At 70.7% G+C, this 20,005-nt stretch carries 18 protein-coding genes and 1 pseudogene; 7 read left to right on the top strand and 12 right to left on the bottom strand.

What is annotated here, in order from left to right:
* The first annotated feature begins 90 nt into the window (after positions 1-90).
* From JN350_RS17825 to JN350_RS17815, 3 genes are read left to right on the top strand one after another with little or no spacing between them, the layout of a single operon-like run.
* A complete protein-coding gene (locus JN350_RS17825) occupies positions 91-1,080 on the top strand; it encodes an ABC transporter permease subunit (protein ID WP_240347414.1) in 990 nt (329 codons plus the stop codon).
* A complete protein-coding gene (locus JN350_RS17820) occupies positions 1,077-2,003 on the top strand; it encodes a carbohydrate ABC transporter permease (protein WP_123338546.1) in 927 nt (308 codons plus the stop codon). The genes JN350_RS17825 and JN350_RS17820 overlap by 4 nt, the downstream gene beginning before the upstream one ends.
* 5 nt (positions 2,004-2,008) lie before the next feature.
* Positions 2,009-3,631, top strand: a complete 1,623-nt coding sequence (locus JN350_RS17815; RefSeq protein WP_205463031.1) for an extracellular solute-binding protein — start codon at positions 2,009-2,011, stop codon at positions 3,629-3,631.
* 113 nt (positions 3,632-3,744) lie between these two features.
* On the opposite strand, the gene JN350_RS17810 is transcribed toward JN350_RS17815, so the two are convergent.
* From JN350_RS17810 to JN350_RS17800, 3 genes are read right to left on the bottom strand one after another with little or no spacing between them, the layout of a single operon-like run.
* Entirely contained in the window at positions 3,745-4,125 is a 381-nt protein-coding gene (locus JN350_RS17810) for a VOC family protein (RefSeq protein WP_205463030.1), read from the bottom strand.
* Between the two features lie 27 nt (positions 4,126-4,152).
* The gene (locus tag JN350_RS17805) at positions 4,153-4,644 is read right to left on the bottom strand and encodes a GNAT family N-acetyltransferase (protein WP_240347413.1); all 492 of its coding nucleotides are present in this window, start codon (positions 4,642-4,644) and stop codon (positions 4,153-4,155) included.
* Positions 4,641-5,294, bottom strand: coding sequence for a CatA-like O-acetyltransferase (locus JN350_RS17800; RefSeq protein ID WP_205463029.1), 654 nt, complete (start codon positions 5,292-5,294; stop codon positions 4,641-4,643). Before JN350_RS17800 ends, JN350_RS17805 begins: the two co-directional genes overlap by 4 nt.
* 42 nt (positions 5,295-5,336) lie before the next feature.
* On the opposite strand from JN350_RS17800, the gene JN350_RS17795 reads away from it, so the two are divergent.
* Positions 5,337-5,876 (top strand): YbaK/EbsC family protein, encoded by a 540-nt coding sequence (locus tag JN350_RS17795; RefSeq protein WP_205463028.1) that lies wholly within the window; start codon positions 5,337-5,339, stop codon positions 5,874-5,876.
* Here JN350_RS17795 and JN350_RS17790 read toward each other — a convergent pair whose 3' ends face one another.
* The 8 genes and pseudogenes from JN350_RS17790 to JN350_RS20365 all read right to left on the bottom strand — a co-directional run bounded on the left by JN350_RS17790 (position 5,877) and on the right by JN350_RS20365 (position 16,434).
* Complete coding sequence (locus JN350_RS17790) at positions 5,877-6,245, bottom strand: VOC family protein (protein ID WP_205463027.1); 369 nt, start codon at positions 6,243-6,245, stop codon at positions 5,877-5,879. It abuts the gene before it with no gap.
* Positions 6,246-6,264: 19 nt separating this feature from the next.
* A pseudogene (gene hrpA, locus JN350_RS17785) lies at positions 6,265-10,121 on the bottom strand (ATP-dependent RNA helicase HrpA).
* 18 nt (positions 10,122-10,139) lie between these two features.
* On the bottom strand, positions 10,140-12,371 hold the full coding sequence (locus JN350_RS17780) for a thioredoxin domain-containing protein (RefSeq protein WP_461963302.1): 2,232 nt from the start codon (positions 12,369-12,371) through the stop codon (positions 10,140-10,142).
* A 246-nt stretch (positions 12,372-12,617) separates the two neighbouring features.
* Entirely contained in the window at positions 12,618-13,685 is a 1,068-nt protein-coding gene (locus tag JN350_RS17770) for an NAD-dependent epimerase/dehydratase family protein (protein ID WP_205463026.1), read from the bottom strand.
* Positions 13,686-13,766: 81 nt separating this feature from the next.
* Positions 13,767-13,997, bottom strand: coding sequence for a rhodanese-like domain-containing protein (locus JN350_RS21235; protein WP_461963299.1), 231 nt, complete (start codon positions 13,995-13,997; stop codon positions 13,767-13,769).
* Positions 13,901-14,638, bottom strand: coding sequence for a sulfurtransferase (locus JN350_RS17760; protein ID WP_205463024.1), 738 nt, complete (start codon positions 14,636-14,638; stop codon positions 13,901-13,903). Before JN350_RS17760 ends, JN350_RS21235 begins: the two co-directional genes overlap by 97 nt.
* Positions 14,639-14,893: 255 nt before the next feature.
* Positions 14,894-15,682, bottom strand: coding sequence for an MFS transporter (locus tag JN350_RS20370; protein ID WP_275898002.1), 789 nt, complete (start codon positions 15,680-15,682; stop codon positions 14,894-14,896).
* Complete coding sequence (locus JN350_RS20365; RefSeq protein WP_275898001.1) at positions 15,658-16,434, bottom strand: MFS transporter; 777 nt, start codon at positions 16,432-16,434, stop codon at positions 15,658-15,660. Before JN350_RS20365 ends, JN350_RS20370 begins: the two co-directional genes overlap by 25 nt.
* A 169-nt stretch (positions 16,435-16,603) precedes the next feature.
* Between JN350_RS20365 and JN350_RS17750 the strand changes: the two genes are divergently transcribed.
* Positions 16,604-16,801 (top strand): TetR family transcriptional regulator, encoded by a 198-nt coding sequence (locus JN350_RS17750; protein WP_205463023.1) that lies wholly within the window; start codon positions 16,604-16,606, stop codon positions 16,799-16,801.
* Entirely contained in the window at positions 16,768-17,265 is a 498-nt protein-coding gene (locus JN350_RS17745; protein ID WP_205463022.1) for a TetR/AcrR family transcriptional regulator, read from the top strand. The genes JN350_RS17750 and JN350_RS17745 overlap by 34 nt, the downstream gene beginning before the upstream one ends.
* A 130-nt stretch (positions 17,266-17,395) precedes the next feature.
* Here JN350_RS17745 and JN350_RS17740 read toward each other — a convergent pair whose 3' ends face one another.
* Positions 17,396-19,027, bottom strand: coding sequence for a dolichyl-phosphate-mannose--protein mannosyltransferase (locus JN350_RS17740; protein ID WP_205463021.1), 1,632 nt, complete (start codon positions 19,025-19,027; stop codon positions 17,396-17,398).
* Positions 19,028-19,093: 66 nt separating this feature from the next.
* On the opposite strand from JN350_RS17740, the gene rsmI reads away from it, so the two are divergent.
* Positions 19,094-19,915 (top strand): 16S rRNA (cytidine(1402)-2'-O)-methyltransferase, encoded by an 822-nt coding sequence (gene rsmI, locus JN350_RS17735; protein ID WP_123673757.1) that lies wholly within the window; start codon positions 19,094-19,096, stop codon positions 19,913-19,915.
* The last annotated feature ends 90 nt before the right edge of the window (positions 19,916-20,005 follow it).

Below are 20,005 nucleotides of genomic sequence, written 5' to 3'. Positions count from 1 at the left end.
GTCGCCGGTGGAAAGTTCTGGCAACGGATTGCCACGTTGTAACTCCGCACGCCAGGGTCGCTGCAGGAATCCAACGGAGGAGGCCACCGAGTGACGAAGCTCGACGTCCGCGCGACGAACACCGCGCACACCGCACCACCACCCGACCCCGGGCTCCGCCGACGGAGCACCTGGCAACGGATCCGCCGCGACCGCGTGCTGCTGCTCATGGGCCTGCCCGGTGTCGCCCTGCTGCTCGGGTTCCACTACCTGCCGCTGCTCGGCAACCTCATCGCGTTCCAGGAGTACCTGCCGTTCGTCCCGCTCGGCCGGAGCCCGTGGGTCGGGTTCGAGAACTTCTCGGTGGTGTTCGACGGCAACGGCGAGTTCCTCGGCGCGCTCCGGAACACCCTCGTGATCACCCTCGTGCAGGTCGTGTTCGTGTTCCCCGCACCGATCGTCCTGGCGCTCATGCTCAACTCGCTGCTGTCCGAGCGGATCAAGGGCGTCGTGCAGTCGATCCTGTACCTGCCGCACTTCCTGTCGTGGGTGATCGTCGTCGCGGTGTTCCAGCAGATCCTCGGCGGCTCCGGGCTGGTGAACAACGCGATCCGTTCCGCTGGCGGCGACGCGATCGACTTCCTCGGCAACCCCGACGGGTTCATCGCCCTGCTCACCAGCCAGGTGATCTGGAAGGACACCGGCTGGGCGACGATCCTGTTCCTCGCCGTCCTCAGCTCGATCGACGCCAGCCTGTACGAGGCGGCGAAGATGGACGGTGCCTCGCGCTGGCGCCAGCTGTGGCACGTCACCCTGCCCGGCATGCGCGGCATCATCATCCTGCTGCTCATCCTGCGGCTCGGCGACTCCCTCACCGTCGGCTTCGAGCAGATCATCCTGCAGCAGCAGGCGGTGGGCCGCGCTGCCAGCGAGGTCCTCGACACCTACGTCTACAACAACGGCGTGCTCGGCGGGCAGTGGGGCGTCGCCGCGGCCGTCGGACTCGTCAAGGGCGTCGTGGGCGTGCTGCTCGTGCTCGGCGCCAACAAGCTCGCGCACGTCTTCGGCGAAGCGGGCGTCTACCAGAAGGAGTCACGATGACCGCCACGCACACCGTGACCGTCCCACGGGCGAAGAAGCGCAGGCGCGGTGGTCCGGACGCGGCTCCGCTGCCCGGACGGCTGCTCACCGGAGCGGTCCTGCTCGTGATCTGCCTCGTCGTGATCCTGCCGTTCGTCGGCATCGTGTCGACGAGCCTCGCGCCCACCAGCCAGGTGAACGACGCCGGCGGGTTCGTGATGTGGCCGAAGGGCTTCGACCTCAGCGCCTACGAGAGCATCTTCGCCGGCGGTGTCGTCACCCGAGCCCTGGTCGTGAGCATCGGCATCACCACCGTCGGGACGCTCATCAGCCTGTTCGTGAGCGCGATGCTCGCCTACGCCCTCAGCCGTCCGGGCTCCTACGGGTCGGGCGCCGTGCTCGGCCTCGTGCTCGTCAGTCTGCTGTTCGCGCCCGGGCTCATCCCGAACTACCTCGTGGTCAAGCAGTTCGGGCTGCTCGACTCGTACTGGGCGCTCATCCTGCCCACGGCCCTGAGCGCCTTCAACGTCATCGTGATGCGGTCGTTCTTCATGGCGATCCCGCAGGAGCTCCTCGAGTCGGCACGCATCGACGGCGCCGGGGACTTCGCGGTGTTCTGGCGGATCGTGCTGCCGTTGTCGAAGGCAGTCCTCGCCGTCATCGGCCTGTTCTACGCCGTCGGCTACTGGAACGCGTTCTTCAACGCGCTGCTGTACATCAACGACACCGCGAAGTGGCCCCTGCAGCTCGTGCTCCGCACCTACGTGATCAACAACGCGCAGCTCGGCGGCGCCGACCTCGGGGCGTCCGCTGACGCCCTCCCTCCGCAGGCCTCGATCCAGATGGCGATCCTCGTCGTCTCGATCGTGCCGATCCTCATCGTCTACCCGTTCCTGCAGCGGCACTTCGCCAAGGGTGTCCTGACCGGTGCGGTGAAGGGCTGACCAGCGTGACGAACAACGGAATCACCCGCCGCGCGCTCATCGCGGGCGGTCTCGGGGTCGCAGCCACGGGCCTCCTGGCCAGCTGCTCGACCGTGACCCGCTCGACCGACGTCACGGCGATCAACCGGGCGGTCACGCTGCCGGACTACGTGCCGTGGGCCGGCGGGCCGGAGCCGGCGTTCCCGAAGACGAGCGCCCTCATGCCGAGCGCGTTCCGGACGATCCCGGCGACGCTCGTGCCCACCGACGGCACGCCGGGCGACGGCTCGACCGTGCACGGCAGCGTGCCGACGAACTCGCCCGTGCCGCCCTCGAAGGGCAGCAACCCGTACTGGCAGGGGCTCGACCAGCGGATGGGGATCGACCTCGACCTCACCATCACGCCGAACGCCGACTTCGGCAACAAGTTCGCCACGCAGGTCGCGGGCGACACCCTCGGCGACGTGTTCACGGTGTTCGGGTCGTTCCCGTACCTGCCGCAGTTCCTCGAAGCGAAGGCCGCAGACCTCAGTCCGCACCTGTCCGGCAGCGGCGTCCGCGACTACCCGTACCTCGCGAACCTGCCGACCGCGTCGTGGCGCGGCACCGTCTTCTCCGGCGGCATCTACGGCGTCCCCGTCCCGCGCGGACCGCTGACGTCGCAGGCCCTGTACCGCCGGCAGGACCGGTTCGAAGCCCTCGGCGTCGACCCCGCGTTCTCGAGCGTCGACGAGTTCGTGCAGGTCTGCCGCGACGTCTCGGACCCGCACAGCAACCGGTGGGCCCTGGCCTCGGTGCCGACGAACGTCCTCGGCCCGATGCTCGGGCTGCCGAACCAGTGGCAGGTCGAGAGTGGCCGGTTCACCCACATGTACGAGCAGGACGAGTACCAGGACCTGCTCGAGGTGTCGCGGAAGCTCATCGCCGAGGACCTCGTCCACCCGGACAGCATCACCGCCTACAACGGCAAGGTCTGGTTCGTGCAGGGCTCCGCCCTCATGCTCTCCGACACGTACAGCGCCATCCCCGGACTGCTGCAGCAGGCCACCCCGGGCAGCGGCCTCGAACTGACCATCGCCCCCTTCGTCGGACCGTCCGGAGCGGAGCCGAAGCCGTGGCTCGGCGATCCGAACAACGCGATCGCGGCCGTCGCCGCCGGTGGTGAGGACCGCGTGAAGATGCTTCTCGAGGTCCTGAACTGGTGCGCGTCGCCCTTCGGTACCGAGGCCTGGATGTACCGCAAGTTCGGCATCGAGGGCCGCGACTTCGAGTACCGCGACGGAGCCCCGGTACTCACGAAGACCGGCAACAGCGAGACCGCGCTCGGCGAGTTCCCGCTGCAGTACTTCACCGAGTGCCCGTTGCCGCTGTACTACTCGGGCAACCCGACGATGACGGACACCGTGTACGAGTCGCTGTCGTCGTGGGTCGACCGCGGGCTGCCGAACCCCGCCTACGGCCTGTACTCGCCGACGAACTCGACGACCGGCCCGGCCCTCGGCACCTTCGCGACGAACGCGATCAACGACGTGCTGCTCGGGCGGGCGAAGGTGTCGTCGTGGAAGGGGACCGTGCGGGAGTGGCGTCGCCGGGGCGGCGACGCGATCCGGCGCGAGAACCAGCAGGCACTGGCGGCGCGGTCGTCCTGACGGGGCGGTCGTCGCGTGGTGCGGCGCCCAGACGCGGTCGTCGTGCGCGGCCCTGAGCAGGGGAAGGACGGACGGGAGGCCCGTGGCGGGGTCCGCCACGGGCCTCCCGTCCGTCAGCGTGGCCCGGCCACCCCGACCAGGTTGCCCGCAGGATCGCGGAAGTGCGCGACGGTGACCCCGCCGCCCTCGTTCCGGGTCGGTGGCAGTGCCACCGACGCGCCCAGGCGCTCCGCGTGCTGCAGCGCGGCGGCGACGTCATCGACGCCGACGTAGAAGACCGCGTGCGCGGCAAAGCCCGGACCGCCGCCGATGCCGCCCGCGACCGGACCCGCGCCGTCGACGAGGTCGAGGAACGAGTACGACGTCTGATCGGAGACCGCCGCAGCGACCGGCGCCCCGGGTGGCGCATCCCACCCGAACAGTGCGGCGTAGAACGCGCGCAACCGTTCCGGGTCGGGGCCGATGAGTTCGACGTGCACCACGGCGTTCGTCATGGGGCCGTTGTGCTCCCGGCGCGGGACTCAGGCCACTGGAGCGCGGACCATGTGGACCTCGCGGACGCCGTCGTCGACCTGCTCGCTGCCGTCCGGCGCGAAGCCGTGCTTGCGGTAGAACGCCTGCGCACGCGGATTCGGGTCGGCAACCCACAGCGTGACCCGCTCGTCCGGGCCGACCACCGCGTCGAGGAGCCCGCTGCCAGCGCCGGATCCGTGGTGACCGTCGAGCAGGTAGAGGACGAAGAGGTGCACTTCTCCGGCACCCGCCCCGCCGGTCGCCGGACCCGCCATGGCGATGCCGACGACCGTTCCCTCGTGTTCGGCCACGGCGACCCGGTTCGCTGCGAACCGGGCATCGGTGAGTGCCGCCGTCCAGAACGCTTCGCGACGGGCGACGAAGGACGGGTCGTCGAGGACCTCGTCCCGCATCAGGCCGCGGTACGTGGTCCGCCACGATGCGACGTGGACGCGGGCCATCGCGGCCGCATCGGTCGGCAGCGCGGGTCGGACCGTCACACGAGCCACGACGGGTCGGCGAACAGGTCTTCGAGCTCCTGGACCGACCGCGAGGTGTGGAAACCGTCCGCCGCCGCGTGGTTGATCTGCAGCGCCATCGGCATCACGGTGCGGTCACCCTCGATCCGGTAGCGGCCGAGCGTGACGATCGGCAACAGGTGGTCGTACCCGTCGCGGACGTGCAGCGCGAACCCCGTGAACGACGTGCGGGGGAAGGTGGAGACGTCGAACACGTTCCTGGGCCGGTCGTCCTGCGGGAACATCCGGACGTCGTCCCGGTACCGATCCATCGTGTCGACCGCGGCGGCGTGGAACCGGCCGGGGTCCTCGTCGTAGGGCACGACCAACGCCGAGAAGGTCTCCGTGTCCGGGTGGAACACCGTGAACATCGGGTGCACGACGTCCCAGACGCCGGGGGAGCCGTCGTCGAGCAGCTGCATCCGGAACTCGGCGTGACGGTTGACCACCGTCGCGATCGCCCAGATCTGGGACGCGTAGGTCTTCGCCGCGCTCGTGCGGACCGCCGCGACGAACGCCGTCACGTCGACGTCGACGGTCACCTCGTAGGAGCACTGCACACGCTGCCGGTAGTGCTCGAAGTGCTCGCGTCGGGGCCAGGTGTCCAGGTCGATCGGTCGGAGCTCCGTCATGCCGTCAGTCTCGCGCGAGCGGGCAGTGCCTAGGGTGGAGCCATGCCGACGCTCGAACGGGTTCCTGCCATGACCGCCCCGGGACTGCTGGCCGCACCCGTCGCCGCAGCGCTCGCCGCACTGCCCGCCGGCGTCGCCGAACGGATCGAGGCCGCTCCGATCGACCCTGACCTGGCCGACACCGCTGCGTTCTCGGAGGCCTACGGCTTCCCACTCGACGGCGGGGCGAACTGCATCATCGTCGCGGGCAAGCGCGGCGAGGACGTCCGGTTCGCCGCGTGCATCGTGCTCGCCCACACCCGCCTCGACGTGAACCCTGTCGTCCGGAAGCTGCTCGACGTGCGGAAGGCGAGCTTCGCGCCGATGGACCAGGCCGTGGAGCTGACGGGCATGGAGTACGGCGGGATCACCCCGATCGGGCTGCCCTCCGATTGGCCGGTGTACGTCGATTCCCGCGTGCTCGATGCACCGGATGCGGTGATCGGAGCCGGACGACGCGGCGCGAAGGTGTTCCTGCCCGGCTCCGTCCTCGGAGCGCTGCCGGGTGTGCAGGTCGTCGAGGGCCTGGCGACCGAAGCCTGATCAGTCGTTCGGGCGGATGAGGCAGAACGGGTGGCCCGCCGGGTCGAGGTAGACGCGGTACGTGTCCGTCGCCGATCCCGTGGCGGTCGCACCGATCGCCAGGACCGCTGCCTCGCCGTCGTCGAGGTCCTCGACCTTCACGTCGAGGTGGCTCTGCTGCGGGACGAGCTGGCCGGGCCACTCCGGTGCGCGGTAGTCCTCGACCTGCTGGAACGCCAGGAGCGGCCGCTGGTCGGTGAAGGGGAGCGCGACCTCGGCCCAGTCCTCGTCGAAGCCGACGATCTCGCCGCCGAGCAGCTCCGCGTAGAAGCGCGCCAGGCCGCGAGGGTCTGCGCAGTCCAGGACGACCATGTCGAGTGTGCCGATCATGGCCGTCACGGTAGACCGGTCAGCGCGCCGCGGTCAGGGCCTTCGTGATCCGCTGCAACGACACCGTCTCGGCGGTGCCGAGTTCCTGCGCGAACAGGCTGAGGCGGAACTCCTCGAGCATCCACCGCGCGTGCACGAGCTCGGGGTGCGAACCGACTGCCGGAGGGAAGGCCCCGCCGGCGTCGACGTAGCGGTCGGTGGCGACGGTGACCTCGCGCATCCACGTGGCATCGCGCCCGGGGTTCTGCAGCAGCTTCTGCACGCGTGCCTCGATACCCTGCAGGTAGACCCGGATGCGCCGGAGCCGGTCGGTCCCGGCGACGGAGACGAACCCCGGGGAGACGAGACGCTCCATCTGCTGGCGCATGTCCGTCAGCGCACCGAGCAGGGACATCGAGTTCGCCTGCTTGAGTGCTCGTTCGGCGGACCGTTGGGCGAGGAGCACGGCAGCGAGCTCGGACACGGCCGTGAACATCGTGTCGACGACCGTCGCCGACACAGCGTCACGGACCGCTTCGAACGCGGCCTTCGTGAACACGAGCCCGTCCGGGTGAGCGCGACGGATCACCGCGTCGACGACGGCCGCGAGCACGTCGTCGAAGAGTGCGTTCGTGGAGGCGTACGGGCTCGCAGCGAGTGCGAGCTTCTCCTGCGCGGTCAGATGCGACTGGATGTACGACACCGGCGACGGCACCGCGAGCATCACCAGGCGACGGACCCCGGCGGGCATGCGCACCTGCCGGTCGGACGGCGTCGCGAGCAACTGCACCCCGACGGTCGCCTTCGGACCGGAGCCCTCTTCCACCAGGGACGGGTACGCGCGGATGACGCCACCGGCCTGCTTGGTGTCGAGGGTCTGCGGCAGGTCCTGGGCCGGCCAGGTCGTCAGGCCGGACTGCTCCACCCCGGCACCGCCACCAGCGGCGGCGACGCGAGCCGCGCCTCCTGGCTGTCCGGCAGCCCGCACCGTGGCGGAGGCGACGCTCTGCTGCGTGCGGTCCTTGAGCTTCGTCTGCAGGACCGACAGGTCCTTGCCGGCCTCGACCCGCCGACCACGTTCGTCGACGACGGCCCAGGTCGGCAGCAGGTGCGACGGCACGCGGGACAGGTCGAAGTCGGACTCCGACACCGGCACGTACGTCATCCGCTGGATCGCCTTGGCCAGGGTCGCGCGGAATGACTCCGTCGGCTCGGTCGGGGCGTCGTCGGGCAGTTCGGCGACGATCTTCTCGGCCCAGTCGCCTGCAGGCACGACGTTCTTGCGGATCTGCTTCGGCAGCGACTTGATGAGGGCGGTCACGAGCTCCTTGCGCAGGCCGCGGACCTGCCAGTCGAAGCCCTCTTCGCGCATGCGGGGAGCAGTGCGAGCGGCACCTGCACGCTGACGCCGTCGTCCTGCGCGCCCGGCTCGAAGCGGTACTGGATCGCGAGTCGCTGGTCGCCGCTCCGCCACTGGGTCGGGTACTCGACGTCGTCCTCCGCCGCCTCGGCAGCGGATTCGTCCAGGAGGTCCGCCCGGCGCATCGTGAGCAGGTCCGGTTGGTCGCGGCGCGTCGTCCGCCACCACCCCTCGAAGTCACGGGTCGTCGCGATGTCGGCGGGGATGCGGGCGTCGTAGAACTCGTAGACGTTCTCGTCGTCGAGCAGGATGTCGCGCCGACGCGTGCGCTCCTCGAGCTGTTCGAGTTCCTTGCGGAGCTTCCGGTTGGCACGGTCGAACGCCTGCTGCGACTCCCACTCGCCCTCGACCAGGGCGTGGCGGATGAAGAGCTCGCGCGAGTGCTCCGGGTCGATCCGGGCGTACTGCACCCGGCGCCGCTGCACGATCGGTACGCCGAACAGGGTCACCCGCTCGTAGGCGACGACCGCGCCCTGCTTCTTCTCCCAGTGCGGTTCGCCGTAGGTGCGCTTCAGCAGGTCACCGGCGAGGGGCTCGACCCACGCGGGGTCGATCCGGCCGACGGTCCGTGCGAACAGCCGACTGGTCTCGACGAGTTCGGCCGCCATCACCGCATCGGGCTGCTTCTTCGCGAGCACACTGCCCGGGAACACCACGAACCGGGTGTTCCGCGAGCCGAGGTAGTCGCGCTTCTCGCGGTCGCGCAGCCCGATCTGGCTGAGCAGACCGGCGAGCAGGGACCGGTGCACCGCGTCGCCGTCGTCGGAGCGGGACTGCCCGACCCGGACGTCGACCTGCTTCGCGGCGCGGGAGAGCTGGCGGTAGAGGTCCAGCCACTCGCGGATGCGCAGGTAGTTGAGGAACTCGGCCTTGCAGAGCCGGCGGAACGCGCTCGACGACAGCTCGTCCTGCTTGTCCTCGATGTAGTTCCACAGCGCGAGCAGGGTGAGGAAGTCGCTCGTCGGGTCGGCGAAGCGGGCGTGCATCTGGTCGGCGTGGGCGCGCTTCTCGAGCGGGCGTTCGCGGGGGTCCTGGATGCTCAGGGCGCTGACGACCGCGACGACCTCGCGACCGACGCCCTGCCGCCCGGCCTCGAGCACCATCCGGCCGAGCCGCGGGTCGATCGGCAGCCGGGTGAGCTGTCGTCCGGACTTGGTGATCCGGCCGTCCTTGTCGACGGCGCGGAGTTCGCGCAGCAGGTCGAGGCCGTCCTTCACCCCACGGGAGTCCGGCGGCTGCAGGAAGGGGAACGACTCGATGTCGCCGAACCCGAGCGAGATCATCTGCAGGATCACCGCGGCGAGGTTCGTCCGCAGGATCTCGGGGTCGGTGAACTCGTCGCGACGCTCGAAGTCGTCTTCGGAGTAGAGCCGGATCGCGATGCCGGCGCTGGTACGGCCCGCTCGACCCGAACGCTGGTTCGCGCTGGCCTGCGAGATCGCCTCGATCGGCAGCCGCTGCACCTTGGCGCGTGGGGAGTACCGCGAGATGCGGGCGGTCCCGGTGTCGATGACGTACTTGATGCCGGGCACCGTCAGCGAGGTCTCGGCGACGTTCGTGGCGAGTACCACGCGTCGGCGGATCCCCGGCGTGGTGCGTCGGTCGAACACGCGGTGCTGGTCGGCGGCGGAGAGCCGGCCGTACAGGGGCAGGACCTCGGTGCCCTGGTAGCGCTTGCCCTCGATCGCGTCCTGCGCGTCGCGGATCTCGTTCTCGCCGGACAGGAACACGAGCACGTCGCCGGGTTCTTCGCGCGCGAGTTCGTCGAGTGCGTCGGTGATCCCCTGCAGGGTGTCGCGGTCGTCGGCGCCGTTCGCCCCGCCGCGGTCGGCCGTGCGCGAGTCGGTCTCGTCGTCCTCGTCGGTGTCGTCGGCGTCCTCGGACACGAGCGGGCGGTACCGGATCTCGACGGGGTAGGTCCGCCCGGAGACCTCGATGATCGGGGCGTCACCGAAGTGCTTCGAGAAGGACTCGGGGTCGATCGTCGCGCTCGTGATGATGAGCTTGAGGTCGGGCCGCCGGACCAGGAGCCGCTTGAGGTACCCGAGCAGGAAGTCGATCGTGAGGGACCGCTCGTGCGCCTCGTCGATGATGATCGTGTCGTAGCGCTTCAGGTCGCGGTCGAAGTGGATCTCGTTCAGCAGGATGCCGTCGGTCATCAGCTTGATGCGGGTGTTCGACGACACCTTGTCGGTGAACCGGACCTGGTAGCCGACGAGGTCGCCGAGGTCGCTGCCGAGTTCTTCGGACACGCGCTCGGCGATGGTGCGAGCGGCGATCCGACGGGGCTGGGTGTGTCCGATGTGCTCGCGCCCCAGCTCGAGGCAGATCTTCGGCAGCTGGGTGGTCTTGCCCGAGCCGGTGGCCCCCGCGACGATGACGACCTGGTTGTCACGGATGGCAGCCGCGATGTCGTCCCGCCGCTGCGAGACCGGCAGTTCGGGCGGGTACGTGATGACTGGCGGCGTGGGAGACATGAGCATTCCAGGATACCGTCACGCCGCCGGTGCTGCGAGCCCGGCGGCCAGGTCCGCCGCGGATCGAGCGGGCAGGGCGCACACGCGGTCGTGGCAGACGTACGCAGCCGGGTCGAGCGCGTCCCGTGCCTCGAACAGCTCGAATTTCGCAGCCGCCCACTCCGCAGCCTGCGTCGGGGTCACGCGAGCGATGACCGTGCCGGGTCGGCGCGCGGCGCGGACGGCATCGCGGAGTGGGTCGTGCGAGTCCGACGCCACGACCACGACCTCGCGCGAGGGTCGTTGCAGCCCGAGTGCGACACCGAGGGCGTCGGCGTGCCCGAGCGGCCGCTCGGTACCCGTCGCCGCGCGGTCGGCCACCAACCGCTCGGCCGCCGTCCGGTACGCGAAGTCGCCGGTCAACGCCGCGAGGCCGGCTGCCGCTGCGGCCAGCGCCACCGTACCGGAGCGCATCGCGGTCTGCGGCTGTTCCTCGGTCGCCGTGCCCGCTCCTGCGAGCACGGCGTCGACGTCGAAGCGGTTCGCCAGGCCGTCGTCGACCAGGGAACGAGCCGCCACGGCGTAGGTGACCTCGCCGGTCACCAGGGCGAGCTCGAGCAGACCCTCGGCCAGCAGCCCGACGTCCTCGATGGTCGCCGGTGCTGCTGACGCGCCGCGAGGCGTGCTCGAGCGGACCAGGACGTGCCCGTCGCGCACGTGCGACCGCAGCAGTGCATCGGCTGCATCCCGGGCGAGGCCGATCATCTCGGGGTCGTCGTGACGGTCACCGGCGATCGCGAGTCCGCGGATCGCCAGGCCGTTCCACCCGGTCAGGACCTGGTCGTCGAGTGGTGGCGGGTCGAGGAGCACGCGCTCCGACAGCGGCCGTCGGTACCACTCGCCCTCCACTCGCTGGCCGTCGATCGTGGACTCGCTGTCCTGCGCGGCGACGAACGCCCCGTCGTCCTGCCGCAGGGTGTCGCGCAGGAAGTCCGCGATGCCGCGCGCCTGCTCGGCCCCGGCGACCGCGAGGAGCCCGGCGTTGTCGTAGAGCATCCGCTCGTAGTGCGGCACGCTCCAGACGCGCTTGGTCGCGTACCGGAAGACACCGCCGTCCGCATCGGTCAGCTCGGAGGCCCGGATCGCGTGGAGCGACCGGTCGAGCAGGCCGTCGGCCTCGGCATCGCCGTCGCGTGCTGCGTCGGCGAGGAACTCCAGCAGTGGCGTGCTCGGGAACTTCGGTGCGCCGCCGAAACCACCGTAGGTGGTGTCCTCGGCTTGCGAGAGCTGACCGGTGACGGCCCGGATGTTATCGACGGACGGGAGGCGCGGGTCGGCTCCGTCAGCACCCTCGGCCGCGCGGGTGGTCGCGTCCGCCTCGGCCCCCTGCCGGATCGCCGTCGCGATGGCCGCGGCGTTCGCGTCGACCTCGTGCCGCCGTTCGGTCCACGCGTCGAGGACCGCCGCCAGGATCTGTCGGAACGCGGGCACCTGACCGACCGGGGTCGGCGGGAAGTAGGTGCCGGCGAAGAACACGTGGCCCTCGGGCGTCAGGAACGTCGTCAGGGGCCACCCGAGCTGCTGCGTGAACGCGCTCGCGGCGGCCATCAGGCTGGCGTCGACGTCGGGACGTTCTTCGCGGTCGACCTTGACGGCGATGAAGTCCTGGCGGAGCAGCGAACCGATCTCCGGGTCGGCGAAGCTCTCGCGCGCCATGACGTGGCACCAGTGGCACGTGGCGTAGCCGACGGACACCAGGACCGGGACGCCGCGCTCACGTGCCTCGGCGAAGGCCTCGGGGCCCCACTCGCGCCAGTCCACGGGGTTGTCGGCGTGCAGCCGGAGGTACGGGCTGACCGAGGTGCCGAGTCGGTTGTCGTTCATGGCTCCAGCGTGCCCCGTGGTGACTGAGCGGGCCAGCGATCGCCGCGATCTGTGGACGGACTGACGATGTCCACAGCTGCCGGACGCCAGGTCAGCGGGGAGCCACCCCGTCAGCGCGGCGAGACGCTGCGCGACCTGGGCGGGGGTGAGACCGTCCGTGTCCACCCGGGTGACCGTGTCCCCGGAAGCCGAGTCGAGCCTCCCGGCCGTCCGCGTGCTGTGCGCGAGCTGCGCCTGCGGGACCTCGCCACCTGCCCGTCGCGCGAGGCGCTCGGCGGTGGGACCGTCTGCCGCTCGCAGCAGGACCGTCGTGACCACGGGGTCGTCGCCCATGGCGGCCGCCAGACGCTCGTGTTCGAGCACGGAGACGGTGTTCGTGTAGACCAACCGATGGTGGCCGAGCCTCGCGGTAGGACGTCCACAGGGCGGCGAGGTTCCGTTCGGCGAGCCGCGCCTCGGGGTGCTCGACGTGCGGTGCCGGGTGTGCCAGGTCGAGCAGGTCACCCTCGATCACCGCGTGGCGGACGTCGGCAGCGACGAGCAGATCGTGCAGTGCCTCGGCAGCGGTGGACTTGCCGACACCGGACCGCCCGCCGATGAACAGGACCTCGGGGCGGGGCGTGCTCGGCACCGTCACCCGAGGCCCATCGACAGGAGCGCGAGGGCAGCGTCCTCGGGGCCGTAGTCGAACATGCGCTCCCAGAACGGGTCGTCGGCCCACGGCACGTCACCGTCCGCCGGTGTGGACTGCGCGGTCTCCACCAACCAGTCGAGTTCCGGCAGGACCGCGGACGCGAAGGTCGGCGGCTGCCACCCGAGCGCGCGTGCCGCCGTCGTGTCGAGGACGAACGGTGACGGCGACGACCACGGGGTCGTGCCGACGAAGGCAGGGGCGTCGGCGTCGAGCAGGACCTCGTAGAACCGGTGGTCGAGGTGACTGGCGATGGTCCGCACGATCTCGAGCGCCGTCGGAGCGGTGTCGTCGGCGACGTTGAGGATGCGCCGGTCCGGAGCGTCCGCGACCAGTCGGACGAGCGAGCCGATGCCGCTCGCCGCCGTCGTGTGGTCCACACCGCGGCCGTGGTCCGCGAGCAGGATGCGTTCGCGGCCGTCGAGGACCCGGCGGACCACGAACCACTCGCGCGGACGGCCGATGCCGACGCCGTACACCTTCGACGGGCGCAGCACCGTGACCGGGGCGCCATGGTCGAGCAGCACCTGCTCGGAGGCCACCTTCGCCGCGCCGTAGCCGTCACGGCTGGTCGGGTCGCCGTTGCCCGCGGTGACGGTCGGTTGGATCTCGGTGACCGCGGCGCCGAAGACCGGCTTGTCCGTCGAGTTCGCGTGCCGGCCCTGCTCGTCGGCGTAGACCGCACGCGAGGAGACGAAGACGGTGGACCCGACGTCGTCGAGGAACGGCAGGAGCTGCGTCGCGTCGTCGCGGGTCAGCCCCACGGTGTCGACGAGCAGGTCCGCGCCGGGGCGGAGGAGGTCGCGCAGGGTGCTCGTGTCCCGTCGGTCACCCGCGGTGAAGGTCGCGCCACGGGCAGTGAGGGAATCGGCTGCCGGGCCACCGCGGCGGGCCAGGACGTCGACCTGCCAGTCGTCGCCGCCCCGCCCGGAGGCGTCGAGGAGCTCACGCGCGACGGCCGAACCGATCCCGCCGGTACCGCCGAGGATGACCGCGCGTCTGGAGCTCATGCCCCAACGCTAGCGGGACGGCGTCCGGCGGCCGTCGTTCGTCGTCCAGCGTCCAGCGTCCGGCGGCCGTCGTCCGGAGTCTCAGGACGCGAGTGCCTCGGGCTCGTGCCGCCACCAGTCCAGCAGCGACCCGTCGTACACGGTCACCTTGTCGTGGCCGAGCACGGTCAGCGCCAGCGCGTCGACGCACGCGGCGCTGCCGACCCCGCAGTACGTCACGATCTCGTCTTGGCCGACGACCGCGGCGAACGCCGCGGCGAGCTTCGCCCCGCGCAGGTACGCGTTGGTGTCCGGGTCGACCAGGGTGTCCACCGTGATCGGGGTGCTCCCGGGATGATCGGCGGGTGCTCGTCGCCGAGGGCCGCTTCGGGCGCCGCGAACACCAGCGCGGCGGGCTGTTCACCCGACACGGCTCGGCGGACACGGGCGTGGTCGGCCCAGAGCGGGCGTTCCTCACCGGCGAGGAAGACGCTGTCGTCATCGACCGCCTTCGCCGGCGAGGGCGCCTGGCGCAGTGCACCGACGCGGACCGGCCGGCCCTCGTCGCGCCACTTCGTGAACCCGCCGTCGAGGACCGCGACCGAGTCGAAGCCGAACGACCGGAAGATCCACCACAGCCGTGCTGACCACTCGCCGACGCTGTCGTCGTAGACCACGACCGTCGAGGTGTTCGTGACGCCGAGGTCACCAGCAGCTGCTTCGAACCGCTCGGCACTCGGGCGGGTGAAGGGCACCGGAGCGCCCGGCGTGGAGAACGCGTCGACGAGGTCGGCGAAGCGGGCACCGGGGACGTGCCCGCGCTGCTCGTAGGAGTCGACCGCGGAGTGCCACATCGTCTCGAGTCCGGTCCCCACCGTGTGCACGGAGGCGTCGAGGACGACGAGCTCGTCACCACCGAGGTGGTCGGCGAGCCACTGCGTCGACACGAGCGGCGAGGTCAGGACGGGGGCCATGCCGCACACGATAATGCGGACCACTGACGGGTGACAGGGAAACCGACACACTGCGCAACCGGGGCGCGGGTGGTGGCGCGTGCGCAATGACTGCGGGTGCATGTTCCGACGATCCACGCGTTGAACGACTTGTGGAACGTCGCAAAACCCGCGCGACGCGGCACCCGCACCCCAGCCCGCGCCCCCGCCCCGCCCACACGCACGAACGGCCTGCCCCGGCAGAACCAGGACGGGCCGTTCGGACGAGCTGACGCGTCAGTGCGCGGCGGCGGGGATGCTCCCGGTCGTCGTGGACGCAGCGTGGGCGAGCCGGTCGAGCCGCACCGACTGCCGGTTGATGAGCAGGCCACCCGCGAGGGCGACGAGCACGAGCACACCGGCCGAGATGCCGAACGCCACGTGGTAGCCGTCGAGCGTGGCCTGGGCCTGCTGCAGCTTCGTGGGTGCCGCCGACAGCCCGGTCAGGCTGTTCTTCACGACGTCGGCGAAGATCGTCGACAGCAGCGCCGTGCCGATCGAGCCACCGATCTGCTGCATGGTGTTGACCGTCGCCGAGGCCACACCGGCGTCGGCTCGGGCCACTCCGGTGGTCGCGGTGTTCATCGCGGACGAGAAGATCGTGCCCATGCCGAGTCCGATGACGATCAGCGCCGGCAGGACGGTGCCCGCGTAGGAGCTGTCCAGGTCGGTGCGCAGCAGCAGGAGCAGGCCGATCGCGGCGACGAGGCCACCGGCGAAGATCAGGATCTTCGGGCCGATGCGCGGCAGCAGTCGCCCACCGATCTGCGTCGCCGAGATCATGATCGACAGCGGCATCGGCAGGAAGGCCAGACCGGTCTGCAGCGAGCTGAACCCGAGGGTCTGCTCGAGGTAGTAGGTCAGGAACAGGAAGATGCCGAACATGCCGATCGCCACCAGGCCGATCGCGATGAACGACCCACCGCGGTCACGGTCGAGCACGACCCGCAGGGGCAGCAGCGGGTGCGCGACACGGGTCTCGATGAACACGAACGCGGCGATCAGGACGACGCCACCGGCGAGCATCGCGATGGTGACGGGGAGTCCCAGCCGTTGGTCTCGGCGTTCGAGAAACCGTAGACGACGCCGACCAGGCCGGCGGTGATGGTGATGACGCCGGCGACGTCGATGCGCGGGCGGTCGACCTTCGGTGGCTTCTCCATGAAGACGAGTGCGCCGATCACGCCGAGCACGGCGAAGACGACGTTGACGTAGAGGCACCAGCGCCACGACGCGTACTCGGTGAGCACGCCGCCCAGGAGCAGACCGATCGCGGCACCGGAACCGGCGATCGAGCCGAAGATGCCGAACGCACGACCGCGCTCCTTCGGGTCGCGGAACGTGGTGGTCAGCATGCCGAGCGCGGACGGTGCGAGCAGGGCGCCGAAGACACCCTGCAGGGCGCGCGCCGCGACGAGCAGGCCGAACGAGTCGGCGAGGCCGCCGAGCACCGATGCGACCGCGAAGCCGACCAGGCCGATGATGAAGGTGTTCTTGCGGCCGAACAGGTCGCCGAGGCGCCCGCCGAGCAGCAGGAGCGAGCCGAACGCCAGCGAGTACGCGGTGACGATCCACTGGCGCTGGTCGGTGCCGAACCCCAGGTCGGCCTGGGCCGACGGGAGCGCGATGTTCACGATGGTGGCGTCGAGCACGACCATCAGCTGGGCGAGGGCGATGACCGCCAGGGCGATCCAGCGGTGGTTGCTCTTGGCGGGGGTGGGGCCAGAGGTCGTGGGTGCTGCCCCGGTGGGGGTCGGCACGGTGTGTTCTGCCGTCACGGCAGCCTCCTTCGAGAAGGTTGGAGGGGGAGCACGAAGCGCGCACCGTCGGGCGTTTCGAAGAGGGGAGGTGTCAAACGGATGCGCCGCATCCGTTTGTCGACAGTGTAGACCGAAACGGAAGGTCCGCATCCACTTATTCCCAGAAAGTTCAACTAGGTTCGGCACCGTGAGCACCACCGAGTCCGCGCCCGACCTCGAGCGCCCGCTGCGCGCCGATGCGGCACGCAATCGCGAGCTGATCCTGCAGACCGCTCGCAAGTGCTTCGCGGAGCGCGGGCTGTCGGTCACCCTGAACGACATCGCGCACGAAGCGGGGTCGGCGTCGGCACCGTGTACCGACGCTTCGCCGACAAGGACTCCCTGATCGAGGCGCTGCTCGCCACCAAGTTCGAGGCGATGAACGACGCGGCCGCCCGCGCCGCCGACGTCGTCGACCCGCGTGAGGCCCTGCGGGTCTACCTGACCGGGGTGTTCGAGTTCCGCGCCCGCGACCGTGCGCTCGCCGACGCCATCGTGCGTGCCGGCAAGGCGCGTCCGTCGATCGTGCAGGAGCGAGACCGGCTGGAGCGCCAGGTCTCCGCGATCATCGGTCGGGCCGAGACCGCCGGGGTGGTCCGCGCCGGGTTCGACTACCGCGACCTGCCGATGCTCACGGCCATGGTGGGCGCCGTCGCGGACGCCACCCGCGAGCACGACCCGAACGCCTGGCGTCGGTACGCCGAACTCCTCATCGAGGGCGTCCTGCCGCAGACCCGGACCGCGCCGAGCATGGTCGGCGATCCGCTCGACCGCGAGTCCATCGAGCGCGCGCTGCACGCGCAGTCCTGACGCGTCACCGCGGACCGCGCGCGGCTCGGGTGCCAACCGACTCCGGACGGGAGGCCCGTGGCGGAGCCGACCCGTGCCTCCCGTCCGGCGGTCTGGTCGCGACCAGTGCGCCGGGCCGACCCGACGCGCGCTACAGCCAGCTCGGCAGCCAGTAGTGCGACCGGATGAAGTCCCACGGCACCTGGATCGCGGTCCACATCGGGTACCAGTACGCCGACGCGAGCACCACCACGACCAGGTACACGCCGACCCAGACGACCGCCCGGGTCCGTCGGGGCCGCGGATCGGACCGTGACCCGAGCACCAACCCGATCGCCGCCGCCAGTGCCATCACCATGAAGGGCTCGAAGGCGATCGTGTAGAACTGGAAGACCGTCCGGTCGACGTACATCAGCCACGGCAGGTAGCCCGCGGCGACGCCGAGCAGGACGAAGCCGTACTGCCACTGTCGGCGCAGGAGCCAGAGCACGAGCAGTGCCACGGTCGCGATGACCGCCGCGTACCAGATGAACGGGTTCGCGACGCCGGTGATCGCCTCGCCGCAGCGGCTCGCCGAGCAGCCGTCCTGGCCGGCGTCGGTGCCGACGTAGAACATCGACGTGGGGCGCTGCATCACGAGCCACAGCAGCGGGTTCGCCTGGTACGAGTGCGGCGTGTGCAGCCCGATGTTGAAGTCGTAGATCTCCGACTGGTAGTGCCACCAGTTCTGCAGACTGTCCGGCACCCACCGGAGCACCCCGGTCCAGCGCTCTCCTCCGGAGGCCAGCCAGTTCCGGTCCCAGCCGTCCTTCGACACGAACCAGCCGGTCCACGACGCGACGTAGGTCACGGCGGCGATCGGCACGGTGAGCACGAACGACACGGGGGCCTGCTGCAGCAGCGCGCTCGACGACCAGAACTCGACCCCTGCACGGCGGCGCATCAGCATGTCGCTCAGCACGGAGTACACGGCGAAGAAGGCCAGGAAGTACATCCCCGACCACTTCGTCGCGGTGGCCAACCCCATCGTCAGCCCCATCGCGAACAGCCACGGGCGCCACCAGAGCACGGGCCCCCACAGGGTGTCCCGGCCGGCGGCGACCCGCTCGGCGACCCAGTCGTCGAGCCGCCGCTGACTCCGGCGCCGGTCGAGCAGGAGCGCCCCGAACCCGAGCACGACGAAGAACGTCAGGATCCCGTCGAGCAGCGTGACGCGGGACATCACGATGGCCTGGCCGTCGATCGCGAGCAGGCCGCCGGCGAGCGTGCCGACCAGGGTGGAGCGGAACAGCGACCGGGCGATCACGGCGGTGAGGAACACCGTCGCGATGCCGAGCACGGCGACGGCGAACCGCCAGCCGAACGAGTTGTCCGCCCCGAACAGGAGCATGCCGAGCCCGATCAGGTACTTGCCGAGCGGCGGGTGCGCGATGAACTCCGCAGCACTGGTGAAGATGTCCGTCTCACCGCTCGAGAACCGGTCGTCGGTCGTCGGGGCGGAGTCGCTGCTCGGGTTCGCCGGCCAGGTGCCCTCGTAGCCGAGGTGCACGATCGACCAGCCGTCCTTGACGTAGTAGGTCTCGTCGAAGACCAGGGAGTGCGGGTTCCCCAGGTTCGCCAGGCGGAGCACAGCGGCGAGCAGCGTCACCGCGATCGGTCCGGCCCAACGCCACACCGCGACGCGCTGGGCGGTGGAGAGCACCCGCCCCCACCAGTCGTCGAGGCGCGAGCCGACCGGCCCGTCGGGCACGGCCGTGCGGTCGTCGGTCAGCTCGCTGGTCATCGCTCAGCATCCTACGGATCGAGCGCATGTCCGCGCTGCGTCGGTGCTGCGACGACAATGGGTGGCGTGATCGTCCTCGCAGCAACCCCCATCGGCAACCTCGGGGACGCCTCGCGCCGTCTCGTCGAGACCCTCTCCAACGCCACGGTGGTCGCGGCGGAGGACACCAGGACCGCCATCCACCTCATGCGCGCCCTCGGCATCGAGAACCGTCCGCGGCTCATCGCCCTGCACGAGCACAACGAACGGGCGAAGGCGTCCGAGGTCGTCGAGCTCGCCCGTGACGAGGACGTCGTGGTCCTCACCGACGCCGGCATGCCCGCGATCAGCGACCCCGGCTTCCCGCTCGTCGAGGCAGCGGCCGCCGCGGGCGTCACGGTCACGGCACTGCCCGGCCCGTCGGCGGTGCTCATGGCGCTCGCCGTCTCCGGACTGCCGACGGACCGCTTCACGTTCGAGGGGTTCCCGACGCGCAAGGGCGGGGAGCGTCGCCGTGCGTTCCAGGCGCTCGCGGGGGAGCAGCGCACGATGGTCTTCTTCGAGTCGCCGCACCGGTTGGCCGAGACGCTCGCCGACATGGCCGTCGGGTTCGGGGGCGACCGTCGCGCAGCGGTCTGCCGCGAGCTCACGAAGCTGTACGAAGAGGTCCGTCGTGGTCCGCTCGACGAGCTCGTCACGTGGGCATCAGCGGGGGTCCGGGGTGAGATCTGCATCGTCGTCGCCGGGGCCGCCGAGGCCACCGAGGAGGCGACGCTCGACGACGGGGTCCGACTCGTCCTCGAGCGGGTGGCCGCCGGCATGCGCATGAAGGAGGCCGCAGCGGCGGTCGCGGACGCGACCGGGCTGTCGAAGCGGGACCTGTACGAAGGGGCGCTTGCGGCGCGCTGAGCGGGGCTCGTCACGTTCGCGTCGGCCGGTCGGGAGGCGCGGGGCGGGCCCGCCACGGGCCTCCCGGATCCGGTTCTCCACAGTCCACCG

Source organism: Curtobacterium sp. 24E2 (genome assembly GCF_016925595.1).
In the GTDB taxonomy this organism is placed as follows: Bacteria; Actinomycetota; Actinomycetes; order Actinomycetales; family Microbacteriaceae; genus Curtobacterium.
Note: the sequence above shows the minus strand (reverse complement) of the source record. Positions and strands in the feature narration are given on the sequence as shown.

Bases quoted from the DNA above. Each gene is read 5' to 3' on its own strand.
- JN350_RS17820 (WP_123338546.1), top strand. From the start codon at position 1,077: ATGACCGCCACGCACACCGTGACCGTCCCACGGGCGAAGAAGCGCAGG.
- JN350_RS17810 (WP_205463030.1), bottom strand. From the start codon at position 4,125: ATGACGAACGCCGTGGTGCACGTCGAACTCATCGGCCCCGACCCGGAA.
- JN350_RS17800 (WP_205463029.1), bottom strand. From the start codon at position 5,294: ATGACGGAGCTCCGACCGATCGACCTGGACACCTGGCCCCGACGCGAG.
- JN350_RS17795 (WP_205463028.1), top strand. From the start codon at position 5,337: ATGCCGACGCTCGAACGGGTTCCTGCCATGACCGCCCCGGGACTGCTG.
- JN350_RS17790 (WP_205463027.1), bottom strand. From the start codon at position 6,245: ATGATCGGCACACTCGACATGGTCGTCCTGGACTGCGCAGACCCTCGC.
- JN350_RS17770 (WP_205463026.1), bottom strand. From the start codon at position 13,685: ATGAGCTCCAGACGCGCGGTCATCCTCGGCGGTACCGGCGGGATCGGT.
- JN350_RS17760 (WP_205463024.1), bottom strand. From the start codon at position 14,638: ATGGCCCCCGTCCTGACCTCGCCGCTCGTGTCGACGCAGTGGCTCGCC.
- JN350_RS20370 (WP_275898002.1), bottom strand. From the start codon at position 15,682: ATGCTCGCCGGTGGCGTCGTCCTGATCGCCGCGTTCGTGTTCATCGAG.
- JN350_RS17740 (WP_205463021.1), bottom strand. From the start codon at position 19,027: ATGACCAGCGAGCTGACCGACGACCGCACGGCCGTGCCCGACGGGCCG.